This window comes from Hydrogenophaga sp. GW456-12-10-14-TSB4, from assembly GCF_059424305.1.
In genome coordinates, this window is record NZ_JBWKZH010000001.1 from 1 (window position 1) to 18,965 (window position 18,965).

Annotated in this window: 20 protein-coding genes and 5 pseudogenes; 16 read left to right on the forward strand and 9 right to left on the reverse strand. The window is 63.4% G+C overall.

Annotation, left to right across the window (positions count from 1 at the left end; translation table 11 throughout):
* Nucleotides 1–152: pseudogene (locus AC07ZS_RS00005) on the forward strand (IS5/IS1182 family transposase); the annotation flags it as partial.
* A gap of 138 nt (nucleotides 153–290) precedes the next feature.
* On the opposite strand, the pseudogene AC07ZS_RS00010 reads toward AC07ZS_RS00005, so the two are convergent.
* The 5 genes and pseudogenes from AC07ZS_RS00010 to AC07ZS_RS00030 form a co-directional block, all read right to left on the reverse strand.
* Nucleotides 291–608: pseudogene (locus AC07ZS_RS00010) on the reverse strand (SirB2 family protein); the annotation flags it as partial.
* A gap of 3 nt (nucleotides 609–611) precedes the next feature.
* Complete coding sequence (locus AC07ZS_RS00015; RefSeq protein ID WP_494796790.1) at nucleotides 612–1,052, reverse strand: CopD family copper resistance protein; 441 nt, start codon at nucleotides 1,050–1,052, stop codon at nucleotides 612–614.
* Nucleotides 1,049–1,504 carry an RrF2 family transcriptional regulator gene (locus AC07ZS_RS00020; RefSeq protein WP_494796791.1) on the reverse strand — a complete coding sequence of 152 codons (456 nt, stop codon included), beginning with the start codon at nucleotides 1,502–1,504 and terminating at the stop codon, nucleotides 1,049–1,051. Before AC07ZS_RS00020 ends, AC07ZS_RS00015 begins: the two co-directional genes overlap by 4 nt.
* A 13-nt stretch (nucleotides 1,505–1,517) precedes the next feature.
* On the reverse strand, nucleotides 1,518–2,765 hold the full coding sequence (locus tag AC07ZS_RS00025) for an NnrS family protein (RefSeq protein WP_494796792.1): 1,248 nt from the start codon (nucleotides 2,763–2,765) through the stop codon (nucleotides 1,518–1,520).
* Nucleotides 2,758–3,159: a group III truncated hemoglobin gene (locus AC07ZS_RS00030; protein ID WP_494796793.1), complete on the reverse strand. Its 402-nt coding sequence runs from the start codon at nucleotides 3,157–3,159 to the stop codon at nucleotides 2,758–2,760. Before AC07ZS_RS00030 ends, AC07ZS_RS00025 begins: the two co-directional genes overlap by 8 nt.
* Before the next feature lie 457 nt (nucleotides 3,160–3,616).
* Here AC07ZS_RS00030 and AC07ZS_RS00035 point away from each other — a divergent pair, with 457 nt between their 5' ends.
* The 7 genes and pseudogenes from AC07ZS_RS00035 to AC07ZS_RS00065 all read left to right on the forward strand — a co-directional run.
* On the forward strand, nucleotides 3,617–5,260 hold the full coding sequence (locus tag AC07ZS_RS00035) for a cbb3-type cytochrome c oxidase subunit I (RefSeq protein ID WP_494796794.1): 1,644 nt from the start codon (nucleotides 3,617–3,619) through the stop codon (nucleotides 5,258–5,260).
* Nucleotides 5,250–5,840: a cbb3-type cytochrome c oxidase subunit II gene (locus AC07ZS_RS00040; protein WP_494796795.1), complete on the forward strand. Its 591-nt coding sequence runs from the start codon at nucleotides 5,250–5,252 to the stop codon at nucleotides 5,838–5,840. The genes AC07ZS_RS00035 and AC07ZS_RS00040 overlap by 11 nt, the downstream gene beginning before the upstream one ends.
* Nucleotides 5,841–5,859: 19 nt before the next feature.
* On the forward strand, nucleotides 5,860–6,477 hold the full coding sequence (locus AC07ZS_RS00045) for a c-type cytochrome (RefSeq protein WP_494796796.1): 618 nt from the start codon (nucleotides 5,860–5,862) through the stop codon (nucleotides 6,475–6,477).
* A 23-nt stretch (nucleotides 6,478–6,500) separates the two neighbouring features.
* On the forward strand, nucleotides 6,501–7,157 hold the full coding sequence (locus AC07ZS_RS00050) for an SCO family protein (RefSeq protein WP_494796797.1): 657 nt from the start codon (nucleotides 6,501–6,503) through the stop codon (nucleotides 7,155–7,157).
* Nucleotides 7,154–7,771, forward strand: a complete 618-nt coding sequence (locus tag AC07ZS_RS00055; RefSeq protein WP_494796798.1) for a hypothetical protein — start codon at nucleotides 7,154–7,156, stop codon at nucleotides 7,769–7,771. The genes AC07ZS_RS00050 and AC07ZS_RS00055 overlap by 4 nt, the downstream gene beginning before the upstream one ends.
* Nucleotides 7,772–8,026: 255 nt before the next feature.
* A pseudogene (locus AC07ZS_RS00060) lies at nucleotides 8,027–8,185 on the forward strand (IS3 family transposase); the annotation flags it as partial.
* Between the two features lie 26 nt (nucleotides 8,186–8,211).
* A pseudogene (locus AC07ZS_RS00065) lies at nucleotides 8,212–8,337 on the forward strand (LuxR C-terminal-related transcriptional regulator); the annotation flags it as partial.
* 23 nt (nucleotides 8,338–8,360) lie between these two features.
* Here AC07ZS_RS00065 and AC07ZS_RS00070 read toward each other — a convergent pair.
* Both AC07ZS_RS00070 and AC07ZS_RS00075 read right to left on the reverse strand, forming a co-directional pair.
* Nucleotides 8,361–9,905 carry a methyl-accepting chemotaxis protein gene (locus AC07ZS_RS00070; RefSeq protein ID WP_494796799.1) on the reverse strand — a complete coding sequence of 515 codons (1,545 nt, stop codon included), beginning with the start codon at nucleotides 9,903–9,905 and terminating at the stop codon, nucleotides 8,361–8,363.
* Between the two features lie 372 nt (nucleotides 9,906–10,277).
* Nucleotides 10,278–10,649: a winged helix-turn-helix transcriptional regulator gene (locus AC07ZS_RS00075; protein WP_494796800.1), complete on the reverse strand. Its 372-nt coding sequence runs from the start codon at nucleotides 10,647–10,649 to the stop codon at nucleotides 10,278–10,280.
* 128 nt (nucleotides 10,650–10,777) lie between these two features.
* Here AC07ZS_RS00075 and AC07ZS_RS00080 point away from each other — a divergent pair, with 128 nt between their 5' ends.
* From AC07ZS_RS00080 to AC07ZS_RS00110, 7 genes and pseudogenes are all read left to right on the forward strand, one after another.
* Entirely contained in the window at nucleotides 10,778–11,191 is a 414-nt protein-coding gene (locus tag AC07ZS_RS00080) for a DoxX family protein (protein ID WP_494796801.1), read from the forward strand.
* A 348-nt stretch (nucleotides 11,192–11,539) separates the two neighbouring features.
* Nucleotides 11,540–12,112 (forward strand): NADPH-dependent FMN reductase, encoded by a 573-nt coding sequence (locus AC07ZS_RS00085; RefSeq protein WP_494796802.1) that lies wholly within the window; start codon nucleotides 11,540–11,542, stop codon nucleotides 12,110–12,112.
* A 20-nt stretch (nucleotides 12,113–12,132) separates the two neighbouring features.
* Nucleotides 12,133–12,264, forward strand: a pseudogene (locus AC07ZS_RS00090) (DoxX family membrane protein); the annotation flags it as partial.
* 37 nt (nucleotides 12,265–12,301) lie between these two features.
* Complete coding sequence (locus AC07ZS_RS00095) at nucleotides 12,302–13,162, forward strand: alpha/beta hydrolase (RefSeq protein ID WP_494796803.1); 861 nt, start codon at nucleotides 12,302–12,304, stop codon at nucleotides 13,160–13,162.
* Between the two features lie 515 nt (nucleotides 13,163–13,677).
* The gene (gene gmk, locus AC07ZS_RS00100; RefSeq protein WP_494796804.1) at nucleotides 13,678–14,298 is read left to right on the forward strand and encodes a guanylate kinase; all 621 of its coding nucleotides are present in this window, start codon (nucleotides 13,678–13,680) and stop codon (nucleotides 14,296–14,298) included.
* 27 nt (nucleotides 14,299–14,325) lie between these two features.
* Nucleotides 14,326–14,529 (forward strand): DNA-directed RNA polymerase subunit omega, encoded by a 204-nt coding sequence (gene rpoZ / locus AC07ZS_RS00105; protein WP_494796805.1) that lies wholly within the window; start codon nucleotides 14,326–14,328, stop codon nucleotides 14,527–14,529.
* Nucleotides 14,530–14,665: 136 nt separating this feature from the next.
* Nucleotides 14,666–16,915 carry a RelA/SpoT family protein gene (locus AC07ZS_RS00110; RefSeq protein WP_494796832.1) on the forward strand — a complete coding sequence of 750 codons (2,250 nt, stop codon included), beginning with the start codon at nucleotides 14,666–14,668 and terminating at the stop codon, nucleotides 16,913–16,915.
* A 1-nt stretch (nucleotide 16,916) separates the two neighbouring features.
* On the opposite strand, the gene greB is transcribed toward AC07ZS_RS00110, so the two are convergent.
* Nucleotides 16,917–17,474 carry a transcription elongation factor GreB gene (gene greB, locus AC07ZS_RS00115; RefSeq protein WP_494796806.1) on the reverse strand — a complete coding sequence of 186 codons (558 nt, stop codon included), beginning with the start codon at nucleotides 17,472–17,474 and terminating at the stop codon, nucleotides 16,917–16,919.
* A 407-nt stretch (nucleotides 17,475–17,881) separates the two neighbouring features.
* On the opposite strand from greB, the gene AC07ZS_RS00120 reads away from it, so the two are divergent.
* Nucleotides 17,882–18,034 carry a DNA-binding protein gene (locus AC07ZS_RS00120; protein ID WP_159604300.1) on the forward strand — a complete coding sequence of 51 codons (153 nt, stop codon included), beginning with the start codon at nucleotides 17,882–17,884 and terminating at the stop codon, nucleotides 18,032–18,034.
* Nucleotides 18,035–18,188: 154 nt separating this feature from the next.
* Here the strand turns inward: AC07ZS_RS00120 and AC07ZS_RS00125 are convergent, their stop codons facing one another.
* On the reverse strand, nucleotides 18,189–18,959 hold the full coding sequence (locus AC07ZS_RS00125; protein WP_056272060.1) for an IclR family transcriptional regulator domain-containing protein: 771 nt from the start codon (nucleotides 18,957–18,959) through the stop codon (nucleotides 18,189–18,191).
* Nucleotides 18,960–18,965: the final 6 nt, after the last annotated feature.

An 18,965-nucleotide genomic window follows, 5' to 3' on the forward strand; every position in this document is an offset into this window, starting at 1 on the left:
TGGTCGAGGTTTGCCACCGTTGGTTCAGCCGCTTGCGCAAGCGGCTCGTGCGATACGAGAAACTCGAACGCGGCTTTATCGCATTCAACCACATCGCCGCAGCGATCATCGCGTTCCGCAACGTGAACCTGACGGTCAACATTGTCTGTGGATATTTTGTAAGGATGGATGGCAGCCTTGCAACTGAATCCGACAGACACGACGCGGCTCACTTCCACCCGCAGTCCCAACGGATCGTGCGTGCGGGCAATGGCAACCATCATCACGAAGCATGACAATGCGGCTGTGAACGCCAGCGCCTTGCCGGTTCTGGTCGGCGCCCGTTTGAGCGCCAGCGTTCCGAACACGATGTAAGCCACCAACAGTGTGAGCTTGGCCAGCAGCCACGGCGTTGCGAAAGGATTGAGCCGCAGTATCGCCAGCAACAACAGTGCCGCCGCCAACAAGGCGGTGTCTATAACCTGGCTCAAACGGCGCACCGGCGGCGCCATGGGTCCGGTCGCTCCCATCAGAACGCCCACGCCACGCCCGGCGAACAGTCCGCCACTGAGCAGCACCAGCCCGACGTGGGTCGCCTTGATCAGGGGATAGAACTCGGCCAGCGACATGCCTCACCATTGCAAATAGAGCATGGCCTTGGCCAATAGCACGATGACCATCACATGGCAGAACACACTCCGGTGCAGACGGCGCGAGCGTCGACCGCCCAGCACCCCGCGCCTGCGCCACACCATGGCGGTCATGAAATGGCCGAGCACGCTCAACGCCAGTGCAATCTTGAGGGCCAGCAACAACCCGAAGCTGCTGGCCAGCGGTTGCATCAACGCGGCGCGGTGCTGCGAGGCCAACCCAATGCCGGCGGCGTAGAGCGTCAGCAACACCCAGGGCATCACGGCTGTGGCACGGTTGCCGATGACCCGCTCGACCTCCCGCATCGTTTCGTGCGGCAAATGCCTGCGCACACCTTCAAGCATCACCACCTCGAAAAACACCGTGCCGACAAAGGCGATGGCCGCGAGCAGGTGCAGTGCCAACAGCAAGCCGTAGCTCATGCAGGGCGCCTCCGCTCGATGCGCATGCGCCGTCCCGCTGCCAGCGGAAGATCCGTGCCCGGCAACAGATCGGCCAGCGTAAAGCCGTCCAGGTGCGCCATGAAGCCCTGCAAGGCACCTTCGAGCACGCCAGCGAGCCGGCACTGACCTGTCAACGTGCACTGACTCCCGGTGGCGAAGCATTCCACCAGAGCGAAATCCGGTTCGATGCTGCGCACCACGGCGCCGAGGTTGATGGCTTGGGGTGCATGGGCCAGGCGCATCCCTCCTCCCTTGCCTCGCACGGTCTCGATCCAGCCCTGCTGGCCGAGTTGGTGCGTGACTTTCATCAGGTGAGCCTCTGAGATTTCGTAGGCTTGTGCGACCTCCGAGATGGTGCACAGGCGCTCCGGTTGCTGCGCCACGTACATCAACAGGCGCAACGCATAGTCGGTCATCGTGGTCAGGCGCATAAACGAACTCCGATCATTGGGGCGTGCGCTGCCGCTTGGGAAGCTTCCCTGGTTTGAGCACTGGCGTCGTTGCCTGATCGATGCGCGGGCGAATCATCATCGGGAAGAACCGCCACAGATACAGCCCGAACGCCAGCACCCAGGCACCGGCCGAGGCGTGCAGCGCGCCGAGCGCCAGACTGGTCGGCAGCAAGGCCAGCAGGCGCAACGCCGCCGCTGCCATCACCAGGGCGTAGCACCACACGATAAGGCGGTCGGAGCGCAGCGGTCGCCCCAGGTGGCCCAGCGCCGTGCGTGTCACCATTCCGATGATCAGCACCGAAAACCCCACCACGCCGATCACATGGACCGACCACGCAGCGCGCAACACCCAGCCCACCGCATGTGCTGCCGTCACCAGCAGGCCCACACCGAGCGCGGCATAACCGAGGTAGAGAATCCAGAGCAGCGGCACGCGCCGCACCGCCCACGGCTTCCAGGCCAGCACCTGGACCAGTGCAATCACGCCGGCTGCGGCCAGGAACGCGGCCATGGCCGGCCTCCACCCCAGCAGCTCGAGGCCGATGGCCAGGCCGCTCGCGCCCAGTTGCCAATGGCCGCTGCGCGTATGCATGGGAATCGTCAGCGCCGGCACCGCTCGCATGGCGAAGAATGGAATCACCCGCCGTGCCACCAGCAGTGCAACCATGGCCATGCACAGCAGTCCCGCGTTGAAGCGCTGCATCAGCAGCGCATGGTCGCCCTGCCACGCGGCGAGCAGGAACAAGGCATCGGCCACACCCAGCGCCAGTACAAGCAACGGTACGCCGTAGTTGCGCTGGTTGCGTGCGCCGTAGATAGCGCGGCCCAGCGCTGCAGCCGCCCAGGCAAAGAACAGGAGCTCGCAACCCACGGCCAACCAGAAGGAGGACTCTGCGGGAACGAGGTAGCCCACGCGCGTCAGCACCCACAGCAGGCTCAAGGCACCCAGCGCTCGACCCTTGAGCGGGTTGATCCCCGTCCAGTTGCTGCCCGCCGTGAGCAGGAACCCGACTGCAATGGTGGCAATAAACCCCCAGAGCATCTCGTGCGCATGCCAGACCACGCCGACGAGCTGTCCGCGCAGCAGGTCTGGCGCGAAGACCCAAAGCACCACCGATACGGCAGCCCAGAAGCAGCCGGCCAGGTACAGCGGCCGGAAGCCCAACTCGAGGAAGGAAGACCACCGCGGCGCAAGCGCCCTCGCCTGCCCCGGCTCGTCGATTCGCAGCAAATCAGCCATGCGACAGCGCGGTCGGCATGGCGTCCGGATCGCGGCTCATCTGGTATCCCATCCACAGGCTTTGCGCGATGCGCTCGGCCATGACGCAGGCCTGCTCCCCCATCACCCGATTGGGCTGCGCGGCCGCGTTCTCGCGAAACAGGCGCAGCCAACGCTGGAACAGTTCCGCAGTCAATCCGGGCAGCGCGGCATGCTTGGGCATGGGTGCGCCCGTGAAACGCCCGGTGCGGCGCAAGATGGAAGACCAGAAGTCCACCAACTTCGCCAGATGGTGGTCCCAGTCGTCGATGCGTGCATCAAAAACCGGACCTAGCACCTCATCCTCCCGCACCCGCGCGTAGAAGCCGTGGACCAGGCTCGAGACCTCATTCTCGGTGCACAACTCGGTGACCATAAATTCATGCTCCTTGACTCGCCGAAGGCAAGACATTATAAGATTCATTTTAAATGTATCTTATAGAGTGAGCCACCCTGGTTTCGTGAAGGCAGCTTGGCTCAAGCGGCCGTTGAAATTGCCTCACGCAAACACTGTTTTTCGTAGAGGGCTCTGGACACCAGCTGCGCCGTTTTGCCGCGCTGGTTTTTACGGGGTTCGTTTTTTTACGTGCTGATCCTGCATGACCTGCGTGTTCGCGACGCTTGCATTTCAGTGTGCTCGCTCTTATGGTGGCAATCGTGCTGCTGGGCTCCAAAAGCCTGTTTGACAGGGACAGCGGATGGCTGGCACGTGATGGCGGACAGCTCCCGGGCATGCCCAAGCTGTCGCGGCCCGCTTCGCGGAAAGATCTGGAGGGAACCATGACGACCGAGACCCTGATGCCCCCGCGCGCCCTGAACACACGGAGGCCATGATGGACAGTGCGATCTTGAGCCTGCTGGGCGCTTTTCTGTTGTCCATCATTGGCCTGTTTGCCTTCATCTGGTCGCTGCGCAAAGGTTTGTTGGTAGAAAACCCGCGCGCGGCTTCGGTGATTTTTGCGCGCGGCGAAATTGGCCGTGTGGACGACCCCGCACTGGACGACACCACGCAGGGCGCCATGCAGGCCGCCGCACCACCTGCGGCAGAAGCGGCGACGGTCGCCCAGGGCGAAATCAGTGACCACATCGAGGCCGACCGCTCCAGCGCATTCCCGGTGTTCATGTTCATCGCGTTCGCCTGTCTCTGGCTGCTGGTGGGCTCCGTGGCGGGATTGATCGCCTCCTACAAACTGCACGAGCCCGACTGGCTGGTGCAGCAAGCCTGGCTGACGTTCGGGCGCATCCGCACGGTGCACCTGAACGCGGTGATCTACGGCTGGTCGTCCAATGCCGCGCTGGCGGTGATCTTGTGGCTGCTGCCACGCATGCTGCGCACGCCGCTGCATGGCGGCATCTGGGCCATGATGGGCGGCTCATTGATCAACACCGGCATTGCCGCGGGGATTGGCGCGATCGCGGTGGGCTGGTCTGACGGCATGGAGTTTCTTGAAATCCCCTGGCAAATCGACATCTTCATTTTTGCCGGCTTTGCGCTGACCATCCTGCCGGCGCTCTACACCCTGGTCAACCGACGCGTTGAACATCTGTATGTCAGCGTCTGGTATTTCACGGCCGCCCTGCTCTGGATCGCGGTGCTGTTTCTGGTGGCCAATCTGCCGGGCGTGCACACCGGGGTGCAGCAAGCCACCACCAACTGGTGGTACGGCCACAACGCGCTGGGCTTGTGGTTCACGCCGGTGGCCGTGGGCGCTATTTACTACTTCCTGCCGAAAATCATTGGCCGCCCCGTGGTGTCCTACAACCTGTCGCTGCTGGGCTTCTGGACGCTCGCCTTTTTTTACGGACAGGTCGGCGGCCACCATCTGATTGGCGGCCCGATACCGGGCTGGCTCACCACGCTGTCGATCGTACAAAGCGTGATGATGATCATCCCGGTGCTGGCCTTCACCATCAACATGAAAGGCACCCTCAAAGGCCAGATGCACTTGGCGCGCTATTCGCCCACGCTGCGCTTCATGATGTTCGGCGGTCTGATGTACTTCGCGTCTTCGGTGCAGGGCTCGCTGGAGGCACTGCGCAACATCAACGCGGTGACGCACTTCACCCACTTCACGGTGGCACACGCACACCTAGGCATGTACGCCTTCGTGACGATGGTGTTTTTCGGGGCGATCTACTTCATGATGCCGCGCGTGCTGGAGTGGGAGTGGCCCTACCCCTGGCTGATCACGCTGCACTTCTGGCTGGCCGCCCTGGGCATCGGTATTTACGTCGTTGGCCTGACCATCGGCGGCTGGCTGCAGGGCGTGGCCATGCTGGACGCGGCCCGGCCGTTCGGGGAATCGGTCGCCGTGACCTTGCCCTGGCTCAAATCCAGAACCGTCGGTGGGCTGGTGATGACCCTGGGGCATCTGGTGTTCGTGGGCCACTTTCTGGCCATGGCGCTGCGTTTCGGCCCCGACCGGGCCGGTGCGGCGCTGTTCTCTCAGCCCGGGGGGATCGCTCATGGAAAATGAAGTCAAGCTCGCCGCCGGCGCCATGGTGGCGCTGGCCGTGGCGACCGCCGCGCTGGTGGTGATGCCCTATGTGCAGGTGCGCGACATCAAGGCGCCGCCGGGCCTCAAGCCCTACACCGACCAGCAGTTGCGCGGGCGTGAGGTGTATATCGCCAACGGCTGCGTGTATTGCCACAGCCAGCAGCCGCGCGACCGCAATCTGGCGCCCGACCACACACGCGGCTGGGGCCGCCCCTCGGTGCCGGCCGACTATGTGTATGACAAGCCGCACCTGCTGGGCAGCATGCGCACCGGGCCGGACCTCCTCAACATTGGCGCGCGCCAGCCCAGCAAGGACTGGCATCTCGGCCACCTGTACCAGCCACGCGCCTACGTGCCCGACTCCATCATGCCGGCTTACCCCTACATGTTTCTGGTCAAGGACGCGGCCGAAGAAGGCGACCAGGTGGTGGCGCTGCCGCCCGCCCACGCGCCGTTCGGCAAGGTCGTGGTGGCCCGGCCGGAGGCGCTGGATCTGGTCAAGTACCTGCAGGCGCTGAACCGCACCTACCCCATCCTGCCGGCACCGGCGGCGCCTTGAGGCATCCGAGGAGATTTTCATGGTGACCTCTGTTCCACCGCCCCCGCCCTCGGCGCAACAACGCGAAACGGGAGACCCCTCCGAGCAGGTGCAACCCATGCCTCTGCTGGCGGCGGCCTTCACCCTGGTGATGGTGCTGCTGGGTGCTGCCTACATATTTTTTTCCGACCCATTTGGCAACGCCGAACTGGGCGACCGGCGAACCCTCGCCGACCTCACCGCCAAGGCGCCAGGCGCACCCGGCGCCGCGGGCCAGGCGGTGGATGGCAAGGCGCTCTACGCGGGCCACTGCGTGGCCTGCCACCAAGCCACCGGCAAGGGCCTGCCGGGTGTGTTTCCGCCGCTGGACGGTTCCGAGTGGGTGCTGGGCGATCCGCGTGTGCTGATCAACCTTCTATTGCACGGCATCAACGGCGACATCGAAGTGGCCGGCACCGTCTACAAGGGCATGATGCCGGCCTTCAAACAGCTGGACGATGCCGAACTGGCCGCGATTGCCAGCACCATCCGTTCGGAGTGGTCGAACAAGGCCGCGGCCATCGCGCCAGAGCAATTCGCCGCGGAACGCAAGAACATCCCCCGCACCGAGCCCTTTGCCGGCGGTGCTGAACTCAAGGCCTTGCCCGCCGCGCCATGATGGGACGCACAACGGCCCTGAGCGTGCTGATCGCCCTGCTCGCCTACGCGGCCGGCGCCTGGCTCACGCATGACTTTCAAGTCTGGACGGCCGAAGGTTCGCGCCGGCTGGACGTGGCGCGCGCGCCTGTGTCCGCACCCCATACCCCGCTGCACGGCCCGGACATGGCGGACACGGCATTGCCGCTGCTGCTCGCGGCAGACGGTGGGGTCACCATCGTCGACTTTTTCTACACCCGCTGCCAGACGATCTGTCTGGCGCTGGGCAGCAGCTTTCAGCAGATGCAGGCCCACATTCAGGAAGGCCTGCGCAAAGGCCCCGCGGACGCAAAGAACGCGCCAGACGTCAGGCTGCTGTCCATCAGCTTTGACCCCGCGCACGACAAGCCCGCCGCACTGGCCGCCTATGCCCATCGACTGAAAGCCGACCCGCGCATCTGGCGTTTTGCCACGGCGCACGATGAAACCGCGCTGCGCCCTTTGCTGGAACGCTTTCAGGTGGTGGTGATTCCGGATGGCATGGGCGGCTTCGAGCACAACGCCGCACTGCTGGTGGTCGATGGCAGAGGCCGGCTTGTGCGCATCTTTGACTACGCCGACATGGACACCGCCCTGGCTTGGGCGCAGCATCTTGCGGCCACACAACCCAAAGCGGCAAAGGCCGAAGGAATCGCCGGATGAGTGCGCTGCACACCGCAGGCCGCTGGCTGACGCGCCACCAGGTCCTCCTTGGCGGACTGCTGCTGATTGCCTTGCTCGCGCCGTCGCTCAGGGGCGCGCTGGAATCGCGTATGTCCACGCACATGCTGCTGCAGTTTCCCGGTCTGATCATGGCGGGTGGCCTGCTCGTCCACCGCATTTCGTTCACCTGGCGCCAGCGCCTGCTGGCGTGGAATGCCCATGGCATCACCGGGCTGTTTTTTGCAGGCCTGGTATTGGCACTGGCCATGGTCCCGCGCCTGCTCGATCTGGTACTGGTTGATGCGCGCGTTGAAGCCCTCAAGATTGCCGCCCTGCTGCTGTGCGGTGCCGCGCTGCGCTTGTCCTGGCAGGCTGCGGGGGCGGTGGTGCAGGGCTTCTTTCTGGGCAATACGCTTCCCATGATGGCCATCGCAGGCACGCTGTATCTGGAGGCGCCCGCGCGCGTGTGCAATGCGTATCGGCTGGACGAACAACAGTTTGTCGGCAGCGCCCTGACCTGGGTGGCCAGTGCCCTCGCCGCGCTCTGGCTGGCGCAGGTGGGCTGGCGCCTGACGCGCCCGCCGACGCCTGTACCTCCAGGCGCCGAGCTGTAGTCTTTTTCGGGTAGACGCAGAACGCGATTCAAACCACTGAAAATCATCAAACCGAGCCCGTCACTTCAGACGACAACTTGCTTTCCAGATTCACCGAAGCCTGAACGAAAAAATAACCTTGGCGCAAAACCGCTTATCCATGAAGTCCTCTTGGCGAGACGTTCCCTGATCTCGCTGAGTAGCACACCGGGCTGTCCAGCTCCTCGAGCTTCACGCGTGCGCTGCGCCGGTCATAGACCTCCGCTTTTAGATTGGTGCGTGCCGCAGACACTGCACGAACAGGTCAAGCGCGATGAAAGCGACACGGGCCCCAGAGCCGGTATCACCACGACCGACATGTAGCGCCTGAAGGAACTCGAACGAGAGAACAAAGAGCTTCGCAATGCCAACGACATTCTGAAGCTGGCCAGCTCGTTACAGCCCGTACGACCACATTCACGATGACGACAACGAAACGCGTGCGCGGCTTCACCAGCGCGGCTATTGGGCAACAGTTGCACCTGTCGCCCAAGACGGTCGAGTCCTACCGCAGCCGCCTCATGGCCAAACTCGGCGTCGGCGACGTGCCGGCCCTGGTGCGGCCTTCGGTTCAGCGGAACACGCTCACCGCTTCCACCAGACGCTGTGTCTGCTGCTGCAGGCTTTGCGACGCGGCGGCGCCCTGCTCCACCAGCGCGGAGTTCTGCTGCGTCACCTCGTCCAGGTGGCCCACGGCCTGGCTCACTTGCTGAATGCCGCCACTCTGCTCGATGGTGGCCGAGCTGATTTCGCTGATGAGGTCTGACACGCGCTGGACCTGGTGCACGATCTCGTCCATGGTCTTGCCCGCATCGTCGACCAAGCGCGTGCCGGCTTCCACCTTGTCCACACTGGCGCCGATCAGCGCCTTGATTTCCTTGGCCGCTTCGGCGCTGCGCCGGGCCAGGCCGCGGACCTCGCCGGCCACCACGGCGAAGCCACGCCCCTGCTCGCCCGCGCGCGCCGCCTCCACGGCGGCATTCAACGCGAGGATGTTGGTCTGGAACGCGATGCCATCGATCACGCCGATGATGTCGTGGATCTTGCGCGAACGCTCGGTGATCTCGCCCATGGTCTGCACCACCTGGGACACCGCCTGCCCGCCGCGCGCGGCGGCATCGCTGGCGGTGCCAGCGAGTTGATTGGCCTGGCGGGAGGTTTCGGCGTTCTGCCGCACGCTGGCCGTCATCTGCTCCATCGACGCGGCGGTCTGCTGCAGGCTGGCGGCGGCCTGCTCGGTGCGTTGGCTCAGGTCGTTGTTGCCCTGGGCGATCTCGCTCACCGCCGACTGCACCGTCAACACCTGCTGGCTCACGTCGTCGATCAGCCAGCGGAACATCAGACCCAACTGGCTGATGCTGCGCATCGCCATGCCGATTTCATCCACCCGGTCCATCCGCGCCACATTACGCGTGTCGCCGGTGGCCACGCGCAACGCCTGCTCGCGCAGGGCTTCGAGCGGGCCAGCCAACTGCGATTCGAGAAACCAGCCCGCCAGACCCACGCCCACCGCACAAAGGCCGGCGAACGGGGCCCAGTGCAGACCTTGCAGACCCAGCGCCCACGCACCTCCGACGAGGCCGGCCAGCAGCACCGCCAGCGACAGGCGAATGCGGCTGCGCACACGCATGGTTTTGAACACGGTCGTGATGCCCATCAGCCCGATGCGCAGCAGCAGGCCCTTGTGCAGTTTCAGGTGCTTGGCGCGGCCTTCGCGCATGTCCGCATACAGCCGCTCGGCGCCAGCGATTTCCTCGCGCGTGGCCTTCGTTCGCACCGACATGTAGCCCATGGTCTTGCCATCGCGGATGACGGGCGTGGCATTGGCGCGCACCCAATAGTGGTCACCATTCTTGCGGCGGTTCTTCACCAGCGCGGTCCAGGGTTCACCCCCTTTGAGCGTGGCCCACATGTCGCCGAAGGCTTCCCTGGGCATGTCCGGGTGGCGCACCAGGTTGTGCGGCTGCTGCTGGATCTCTTCGAGCGAGAAGCCGCTCACGTTCACGAATGCCGCGTTGGCGTAGGTGATATGGCTCTGCGTGTCGGTGGTCGACATCAGGGTCGCGTTGTCGGGGAATTCGTGTTCACGCTGGGTGATGGGGCTGTTTGTGCGCAAGGGATATCTCGAATGGGGTGATGAGGATGTCCATGGCTTCGGCGCCCGCTGCAGGCGCTTGAGTGGCGAATTGCAATGGAACTTGATCCAGATCAATCCAGCGGTGCTTGCGCAAAGCTGCGGCCTGTCCGGCCAAAAGCCACCCAGCTCAAGGTGTTCACATGCCGAATTCCAGTTGGATCGTGGCCCGAGGACAGCGCGCCTCAATCCGTTGACTGCGCCAATTGGTAGTCAAAAACTTCGCTATTGGCGACGGTGTCAGAGACACTTTGGCTGGCAAGCTACCTTGGGGCCTTTGCGGACTGAGCGCACTCTGTTGGCGGCAGGGCTTTGTCCGTTCACCCGTGTCGCACTTCAACGCTGTGGACCCTGTCAGCCTCGTTGAACTGTTCGTGTCTTGCGTCGCCGCGCCAGTTCGGCCGCATCAAGTTTTTCGAGCTTGGCCGCCACGGCGACCATGGCCTCATAGACCGGATCGAACGCGCGGCCGCGTGTGCTCAGGCAGTACTCCACCTGAAGCGGCCATACTTCAATCACCCAGCGCACGACCAAGCCGTCAGCCTCCAGCGCACACAATTTTGTGGTCAGCACCTTCGACGAGATCGGGTCCAGGTCGCGCCGCAATTTGCCGAAGCGCAGGTACCAGACGATGCGCGGCACCCAGGTGCCCGACACCACGTGCAGATAGCGTTCGAGCGGACAGTCGTCCGGCGGTGGTGGTAGCGGATTGCTTCGTTGCGCCATGGCGGTTGCTCAGAACCTAGTTACCAAACGGTACCTGCTTGCCATTTGGTTGCCACGCGCCTATTCTAGGTTTGCGCCGACCGAACAACAAATGACCTTCCCCCGGTCATGCTGCCATGGAGAAAATCATGCTTGACAATTTCAAGGTGCCGCTGGTGCTGGTTGGTCGCGTTTTTCTTGCCCTGATGTTCATCCTGTCCGGCGTGGACAAGCTGATGCAAATCGAGGGCAACACGGCGTATATGGCCAGCGGCGGTCTGCCGGCCTGGTCGCCGCTGACGGTGCTGGTCGGGCTCATTGAACTGCTTGGTGGACTGGCCGTCGCCACGGGATTCCAGGCGCGCTGGGCAGCGCTGGTATTGGCGCTCTTCACACTGGGAGCGAGTCTGATCTACCACCGCTACTGGTCCCTGCCTGCCGACCAGCAGATGGTCCAGCAACTGCTGTTCATGAAGAACATCGCCGTCGCAGGCGGCATGTTGGTGGTCGCGTCCCTGGGGCCCGGACTCGCCAGCCTCGGCAACCGAGGCGGCGCTGGTTGACCTGCGTGCAGCGTTGGCATCGGGCATGTCAAGCGCAATGCAGGCGAGTATGGGACGCTTAAAGCTCCAGTCCGGCATTGGTCGCACCGTGCTTGCCGGGAGAGCATGGAGTCCCGCCATGCTGGACGGCTGCGCAGCGAAGGTCTTTAGACCCGCGCAAGACATCACGCCAGCCATCGAGTGTCTGGTGGACTGGCCGCAACGTCCCGAAGAGGGACGCAAATCCATCGTGGTCAACGCGGGGAGCGCCCAAACCGTCGCTCAGTCGCAGCGACCACATCCTCGCCCACGCGCTGCCGAAATGGCAGTGACAGGGTTCAACCTCGCTCGCACAACAAGGAGATCCAAATGACCAAATACAAAGTCGGTTATTTCGTCGGCAGCCTCGCGTCGAATTCGATCAATCGCCTGCTCGCCAAGGCGCTGGTGCGACTGGCACCTCCTGAACTGGAGCTGATCGAGATTCCGATCAGGGACCTGCCGCTCTACAGCTCCGACTACGACGCCGACTACCCGCCGGTGGCGCGTGCATTCAAGAAGTCGATCGCCGATGTCGATGCGGTGCTCTTCGTCTCGCCCGAGTACAACCGCTCGATCCCCGGCGGGCTGAAGAATGCCATTGACTGGGCCAGCCGTCCCTGGGGCCAGAACTCTTTCGCGCGCAAACCTTCGGGGGTCATCGGCACGTCACCGGGTGCCATTGGCACGGCGGTGGCGCAGCAGAGCCTGCGCGGTGTGCTGTGTTTCTGCAATTCGCCGCTCATGAACACCGTCGAGGCCTATATCCAGTTCAAGCCCGGGCTCATCACCGCGGAAGGCGAGGTCACGGATGAAGGCACGTCGGAGTTCCTGCGCAACTACATGACGGAGCTGCACGCTTTCATCGTGCGCGTGCTGACCGTGTTGCCGCGCAGCGCCTGATCCAGCCCGGAGGAGATCTCATGATTGACTCCGCCACCGCGCCCTATGCCGCGCTTCTGCTGCGCCTGTGTCTGGGCGCGATGTTCATCGCGCACGCGATGCTGAAGTGGCGGGTCTTCATTATCCCGGGAACCATCCAGTTCTTCCAATCGCTCGGCCCTCCTGGACATTTCCGCCGGGCGGGACGCCATGTTCGAAGCGTGGGCACCTCTCCTGCGCGCCAACGCCATCGAGCCAACCTTGAGGGATGTGCCCCATGGGCAGCACGCGCGCCAGGTGCTCGATGTGTTCGCACCAGAGGGCGCGAACGACCTGCCCATCCTGGTCTTCGTTCACGGCGGTGCGTTCGTGCGCGGAGAAAAAGACCAGACTCCCTGGGTCCACGCCAACGTCCCGGCGGAATTCTCCAGACACGGTTTTCTGGCGTTCAATGTCGAATACCGCCTCGCGCCGCAGGCCAGTTGGCCGGCCGGAGCGCAAGACGTCCGGGATGCGCTCCTGTGGATCGCCCAGCATGCCGGGAAGTGGGGCGGCGACCCGAATCGGATCCTCCTGATGGGGCACTCCGCGGCCTGCGCCCACTGCGCCAGCGCGGTCTGGGACGACCGGGTACTGCCGCCGGAGGGGTTGCCCGTTGCCGACCTCGTGCTGGTGAGCCCGCGCGTGGTGGCCGACACCCGTGCCGAGAACCCCAACGCACACGGCGTGCGCGCCTACTACGGTGAAGACCAGGCTCTTTACGCCGGGCGCGAGCCCATGGGCCTGGTGCGGCCGGACGCGCCGCCCACCCTGATCGCCCTGGCCCAATACGAGAACCCATTGCTGGACTTTTACGCACTCGAACTTGCGTACCGGCTGGCGGCTGTGGCAGACCGGCAAAAAGGCCCCATGCCCCGCGTCATCCAGCTCATGGCTCACAACCATGTCAGCCTCGTCGCCCAGTTCAACACCCCATGCAATGGTCTGGGAGAGCAGATCCGCGACTGGTTCGAGCGTGTCCTACGTGGTGAGTTCGGAGCGCGCAACCATCCCTCGGCGCTCAGCGCTTGAGCGGCTACAGCGTCGGAATGGTTGTCCACGCTGACGCCACCAGATCCTTGGGCTTCAAAGCGCCCTATCACCCCGGGCTCCATCTCCGGTTCCCTCAGCGGTGTCCCCCAAAATCGTTGAGGCATCCACCACCATCAAATCAGATCCTTGATCTCGGACCCCAGACCTCGCCTATAGCTGGCCCGAGATTTCATCTGTGGTTCCTCCCCGGTTCCCTTTCTGGGTTTCCTCAAAATTTTTGAAGCATCACCCCTCTCAGGTCGTGCTTGTCAAAGCGATTCTTCCTCGCGGAAGTTTTCGTCATGACCCGCTAACCGCAGACCGGGCGCTTGCTAAAATTGTGATGCAAGTTCTGTCTGGGAACACGTAATGAGCCAGTTTCATGCAGTGCCAAACGGCCGCATGTTTGATGGCGGGTTTATAGGCGGGTTCAAAAGGTATTGCCGCGTGAAGCTCCATAAGAATCAACAGCTTGCAGCGCATCTCGCGCTTCAGGTCCAGAACATCGAATAACCATGGAATACCCCGGAAACCTGTTTGTCGTCGCGGCCCCCAGCGGGGCCGGCAAGTCCAGCCTCGTCAAGGCCTTGATGGAGCTCGACTCGCGCGTCGTGCCCTCGGTCTCGCACACCACGCGCCCGCCCCGAGGGCAGGAACTGCACGGTCGCGAGTACTACTTTGTGAGCAAGGAAACCTTCGACCAGATGGTCATTCAGGGGGCTTTCCTCGAATGGGCCCTGGTGCATGGCAACCGCTACGGCACCTCGAAAATGGCGATCGAGCAGCGCATCAACCAGGGCGCGGACGTGGTGCTGGAGATCGACTTCCAGGGCGCCATCCAGGTCAAGCGCATCTTCCCGAACGCCGTGCTGATCTTCATCCTGCCGCCCAGCTGGGAAGAATTGCGCTCGCGGTTGGAGCGCCGGGCAGAGGACACCGCCGAGGTGATCGATCTGCGCCTGCAGAACGCCGCCACCGAGATGGCCCACGCCAAGGAGTTCGATTTCGTTATAATCAATGAGTTGTTCGAGCGGGCCCTGTTTGACCTCAAGGCCATCGTCCATGCCCAGCGGCTCAAGTTTTCCGCCCAGCGTATCGCCCGCAGCGATACCTTCCAAGCGCTCAACATCCACTGATTTACGCCCATTTCCCGGAGCCCGCCCATGGCACGCATCACCGTCGAAGACTGTCTGGAACAGATCCCCAACCGCTTTCAGCTCGTGCTGGCCGCGACCTACCGCGCCCGCATGCTGAGCCAGGGCCACGCCCCCAAGATCGAGAGCAAGAACAAGCCCGGCGTGACCGCCCTGCGCGAAATCGCCGACGGCAAGGTCGGCCTGGAAATGCTCAAGAAAGTGCCTCTCTGAGCCGCTTCTGAGCTCTCGTGAAAAACACCGCCCTGCGGTGTTTTTTTTCGCCCCTGCACAGGGTGTACGCATGCCAGGCGCACAGGATCTGTGCATGGACTCAGCGGGATCCATCGTCTCGCGCTAAAGTATGCGGATGATCACCGAGGCCGACAACGGCACCCTCCAGTCCCCTGCGGAGCAGGCACACCCGGCCGCGAGCGCGGCCGCGGCCAGCTTCGCCGCGCTGCTGGGCAAGCTGGATTACCTCGGTCCGACGGACATCGAGAGCATCCGCCAGGCCTACCGGTTTGCCGACGAAGCCCACCTGGGCCAGCTGCGCAAGAACGGTGATCCCTACATCACCCACCCGATCGCCGTCGCCGCCCAATGCGCCGAATGGAAGCTGGACGCCCAGGCCCTGATGGCGGCGCTGATGCACGATGCGATCGAGGACTGCGGCGTGACCAAGGAGGACCTGGTGGAGCGCTTCGGCGCCCCGGTAGCCGACCTGGTGGACGGGCTCACGAAGCTGGAAAAGCTGGAATTCGACACGCGCGAGCAGAACCAGGCCGAGTCGTTCCGCAAGATGCTGCTGGCGATGGCCAAGGACGTGCGGGTCATCCTGATCAAGCTCGCCGACCGCACCCACAACATGCGGACCATGGGCGACATGCCGCGCTCGAAATGGCAGCGCATCAGCAGTGAAACGCTGGAAATCTATGCGCCCATCGCGCACCGGCTGGGCCTGAACTTCACCTACCGCGAGCTGCAGGACCTGGCCTTCCGGTTCCTGCACCCCTGGCGCTACGAGGTGCTTTCAAAAGCCCTCAACAAATCGCGCAACCGCCGCCGCGACCTCATCACCCGGGTCCAGCGCGAGGTGGAGGCGGACTTCGTGCGGCACGGCATGGGCGTGCGCATCATGGGGCGGGAGAAGACGCTCTACTCGGTCTATCGCAAGATGGACAACAAGCACCTGTCGTTTTCGCAGGTCACCGACATCTACGGCTTTCGCATCATCGTTCCCGAGTTGACCGATTGCTACACCGGGCTGGGCGTGCTGCACCAGCTCTACAAGCCGCTGCCGGGCAAGTTCCGCGATTACGTGGCCATTCCCAAGATCAATGGCTACCAGTCGCTGCACACCACACTGATCGGCCCCTTCGGCACCAACATCGAGTTCCAGTTGCGCACCCATGCCATGGACGTGGTGGCCGAATCGGGCGTGGCCGCGCACTGGCTCTACAAGGCCAGCGAACCCAACAGCGACACGTCGCAGCGGCTGGGCACCCAGTGGCTGCAATCCTTGCTGGACATCCAGCAGGAAACGCGCGATGCGACGGAGTTCTGGGACCACATCAAGATCGACCTCTTCCCCGATGCGGTCTACGTGTTCACGCCCAAGAGCAAGATCATGGCGCTGCCACGCGGCGCCACCGTGATGGACTTCGCCTACGCCATCCACAGCGATGTGGGCAACCACACGGTGTCGGCTCGCATCAACGGCGAGCAGCGCCCCTTGCGCACCGAACTGGCGAACGGCGATGTGGTCGAGATCGTCACGGCCGAGAAGGCCGAGCCCAACCCGACCTGGCTGTCCTTCGTCAAGACGGGCCGCGCACGCTCGAAGATCCGGCACCACCTCAAGACGGTGGCCCAGGAGAAGTCGCACGAACTGGGCGAGCGCATGCTTGGCCAGGCCCTGCGCTCCGAAGGCATCGCCACCCTGCCCTCCGAAGTCGGCGAATACCAGGCCACCTGGGAAAAACTCCTTCGATTCACCGGCAACAAGTCGCGCGACGAGCTGCTGTCGGACATCGGCATGGGCAAGCGCATTGCCAACATGGTGGGCAAGAAGCTGGCCGTGCTGCTGGCCGAAACCGGCCTCAAACCCGACGCCTTGCTGATCAGCACCGAGCGCTATGCCAGCGGCCGGGACGAATCGGTCTCGCAAGGCGTGGTCACGCTGGACGGCAGCGAAGGCCTGTCGGTGCAGTACGCGCCCTGCTGCAAGCCGATCCCAGGGGACCGCATCGTCGGGTACCTGGGGCGCGGTGAAGGCCTGGTGGTGCATGCGGACGACTGCCCCACCGGCAAGCGCCTGCTGTTGCGCGACGGGGAGCGGTTCCTGGAAGTCGAGTGGGCCGATGAGCCAGTGCGCTCGTTCGACACCACGGTGATCGTGACCGTGACCAACGGCAAGGGCGTGCTGGCTCGCGTGGCATCCGCCATCGCGGCGGCCGAAGCCGACATTACCCACGTGGACATGGGCGACGAGCCCGCCCAGACCGCGACGGACATCCGCTTCTCGGTGGCCGTGCGCGACCGTCAGCACCTGGCCGATGTGCTGCGCAGCCTCAAGCGCACCACCTCGGTCATCAAGGCCCAGCGCTACAAGCCCTGAATCAGGCCTGCGGTGCCGGGTACTGCACCTCGAGCACTTCCAGCTCCTGCACGCCGCCGGGCACCACCAGGCGCACCACGTCGCCGACCTTGGCCTTGAGCAGGGAGCGCGCCACGGGCGAGACCCAGCTCACCTGAGCCTGAGCGCTGTCCGCCTCATCCACGCCACGGATCGTCACCGTGGTCTCCTGCCCCGCCTCATCGGCGTAGGTCACAGTGGCGCCAAAAAACACCTGATCGCCACCGAAGTGCAATGAAGGGTCGACGACTTCGGCGATTTCGAGTCGCCGGGTCAGAAAGCGGATGCGCCGGTCGATCTCGCGCAGGCGCTTCTTGCCATAGAGGTAGTCGCCATTCTCCGAGCGGTCGCCGTTGCTGGCCGCCCAATGGACGATCTCCACGATCTTGGGCCGCTCGTCGTCGATCAGCGAGAACAGCTCGCCCCGCAGCCGGTCATAGCCGGCGCGCGTGATGTAGTTCTTGCCACCGGGCACGGGCGAAGCGTCGGGCAGATCGTCTTCGTCGTCCGAATCGGTTTCACGGGTGAAGGCTTTGCTCATGACGGGAAATCCCGGGCAAAAAATGAAAAAGCCCGCAGCTTTTGGCTGCGGGCTTTCATATGGTGCGGCTGGCAGGAATTGAACCCACGACCCCTTGGTTCGTAGCTACCAGATCATCTGTAAGTTGTTGATTTATATAGATTCTGTGACCGCTCATTGTACCAAAACTACCCTGTTTAGACATGTATTTCAGAGCCCAGTCCCGCAAAAGTCCCGCAGAGAAATTGCGTGCGAAGTAGCATCGATCAGTTTCTGAGACCGGGGCGCAAACTTTTTCTGTAGCGTGAGCAGGCGCCCGGTGAGTGTTGTGAAGCGACAAAACTGCGCCCGCTCCTTCGGAGCTGTCAGGGAGATAGGTGTCGATAAATATATCTTATCGTGAGTAATTTACAGCACGGAGCAGGGCGATGCCAACGAAAAGTACGAGAGCCTCCCGGGGCGTCCAAGTCGATGACGTTTGGGCCGTGGCCGACGGCGTGCTCGCCCAACGCGAGCGGCCCACGATCGAGCGCGTGCGCACGCACCTCGGTCGCGGATCCGCGCCGGCGCCGCCACCTTGAAGACTTCACCATTCACGTGCCGCAAGGTCGGTCAGAGCCCCTTTCTGCGCAAGTTGATCATTCCATTTGGACGATCTGGATACGTCGTGTTGAGTTCGACTGATCTCTGCCGCTCTACAGGGCGTCAGTTTTCAACGGAAGCCAACAGGCGGCTCTACAACTGCAGTGCAAACGTCCTTCGTGCCACTTCAAGTTCTGGCATCAACTTGTTCACGACATCGTCGCGTGACATGCGCGAAGTGGCCACGGAAAGACTCATAGCCCCCAGCAACTCACCCTTTCCATTGCGCACCGGCACGGCAATGGAACGCAAGCCAATTTCCAGCTCTTCGTCACTCATCGAATAACCGCACTCGCGCGCAGCCTGCACCTCCTTCATCAGTGCCGCCACGTCAGTCTTTGTTTTCGGCGTAATCGCCTGGCGACTCATTCGCTGAAGGCGGAATTCAACCTCCTCGTCTGACATACCCGCGAGAAGCACTCGCCCGGTTGCAGAACAATAGGCGGGCAATCGCGCGCCGATACCGAGACCGAAAGACAAGCTGCGCCGCTGAGTTGAGCGTGCAACGAAAACGACAAACTGCGAGTCCAGCACCGCCAGCGACGCGGACTCGCGCGTGCGCTCACTCGTGATCTCCAGGATGGGCTGCGCCACCTTGGTCAGGGGCGTAGAGTTCACGTAGGCGTGCACCAGCCGCAAGGTGCGCGGCTCGAGAAAAAAATGCCGCCCCGATGCTCGCGCGTAGCCTAGCTTGACGAGGGTAAGCAGGGCGCGGCGAGTCGAGGCCTTGCTGTGGCCTGTGATATCGGCCGCTTCAGTCAGCGTCAGAGGCGAATTGCTGACGCCGAAGGCCTCGATCAGGAGTAGGCCCTTCTCCAGACCCATGACGTATTCCTTGTCAACTGCACGCGCTTCATCGTCCATTTGCGG